The 1,878-nt window shown below is 57.2% G+C and carries 1 pseudogene; it reads left to right on the top strand.

The features are described from left to right. Positions 1-1,878 (top strand): annotated as a pseudogene (locus tag QUA58_RS30740) (DUF11 domain-containing protein); the annotation flags it as partial.

Below are 1,878 nucleotides of genomic sequence, written 5' to 3'. Positions count from 1 at the left end.
CCCCAATCCTGCCAACAACAACGGCAGCAACCCGTCGGCGCGAGTCACCACTACTATCACCGATAGCGCTGATGTAGTGACGGTCAAAAGCGGGCCCCCTACTGCGGCTGCGGGTTCGACTGTCACCTACACAATTACGGCAGCCAACAGTGGGCCGAGTGCGGCAACCAATGTGGTGATCACCGACACCATTGTTCCGGGTTTAACAGGAGTCAGCGTCTCGGAGGGCGGAACTTACAACGCAACTACAGGTATTGTGACTTGGACGGCGATCCCATCCCTAGCCAGCGCAGCCAGCACCAACAGAACCGTCCGTTTCGCAGTTCCCGCCACCGGCGGCCCCATCGCCAACACTGCTAGCAGCACCTCAACGAGCCCAGACCCCAATCCTGCCAACAACAACGGCAGCAACCCGTCGGCGCGAGTCACCACTACTATCACCGATAGCGCTGATGTAGCTACGATCAAAAGCGGGCCCCCTACTGCGATCGCCGGATCGACTGTCACCTACACAATTCTCACCGAAAACAGAGGACCCAGTACCGCCACTAACATCACCGTTACAGACAGCATCGTTCCCGGTTTAACGGGCGTTACAGCATCCAACGGCGGTAGTTACAACCCAGCCACAGGCATTGTCAGCTTTCCGCCCATTGCCAGCTTAGCTGATGGCGTGGCCGTCAGCCGGACTGTCAGATTCCCAGTCCCGGCGACCGGCACTGTCAGCAACACGGCAAGAAGTACCTCAACCACTAATGACCCAAATCCCGACAACAATAACGGCCGCGATCCCGGCGCAACTGTTAGCACCAGCATCGCCTCTGCCCCGACTCCGACTCCGACTCCCCCACCCGCACCGACTCCGACTCCGACGCCCGCCAACCTACGGCCGATAGCTAACAACGTCAACCTTGAGATCGCCCCCAGCAGCACTGTGCCGATCGCAGGACTCGGAGGAAGTGATCCCGACGGGTCGATCGCATCCTTCACCATCAACACCGTCCCACCAGCAAATGAAGGGCTGATATTTTTAGGCAATCCCGATACTGGGGGCAGGATTATCCGCGCCGGTCAAATTCTGACACCTGCTGACATTAACCAATTATTTTTCCAATCGACAGCCAACTTTACAAGAGCAAATTTCACCTACAGCGCTACAGACAACCAGGGCGCTACCAGCCGCGCCAGGGCTACTGTATCGGCGCTGGAGCAGGTGCCAAACAAACCGCCAGTAGCTAACAACGTCGACCTCGATATCGCCCCCAGCAGCACTGTCTTGATCGCAGGACTAGGCGGCACAGATCCAGACGGGTCGATCGAATCTTTCACCATCAACACCGTCCCACCAGCAAATGAAGGGCTGATATTTTTAGGCGATCCCGATACTGGGGGCAGGATTATCCGCGCCGGTCAAATTCTGAGACCTGCTGACATTAACCAATTATTTTTCCAATCGACAGCCAACTTTACAACAGCAAATTTCACCTACAGCGTTACAGACAACGAGGGCGCTACCAGCCCCGCCAGCGCTACTGTCTCTGCCATTCCCCGGAACGAACCAACACCACCAACACCAACACCAACACCACCAACACCACCAACACCACCAACACCAACACCAGCGCCAGAACCAACACCAACACCACCAACACCACCAACACCAACACCAGCGCCAGAACCAACACCAACACCACCAACACCACCAACACCAACACCGACGCCCATACCCGCGCCAGAACCAACACCAGCGCCCATACCCGCGCCAAAACCAACACCACCAACACCGACGCCCATACCCGCGCCAGAACCAACACCAGCGCCAGAACCAACCCCCATATTCAACCAAGTACCCGAACCCGATACCAGTTGCGGTTGCGA

The sequence above is a fragment of the Microcoleus sp. N9_A1 genome, assembly GCF_036701795.1.
GTDB lineage: Bacteria > Cyanobacteriota > Cyanobacteriia > Cyanobacteriales > Microcoleaceae > Microcoleus.
The sequence above is the reverse complement of the archived record's forward strand: the minus strand, read 5'-3'. Positions and strand labels throughout refer to the sequence as shown.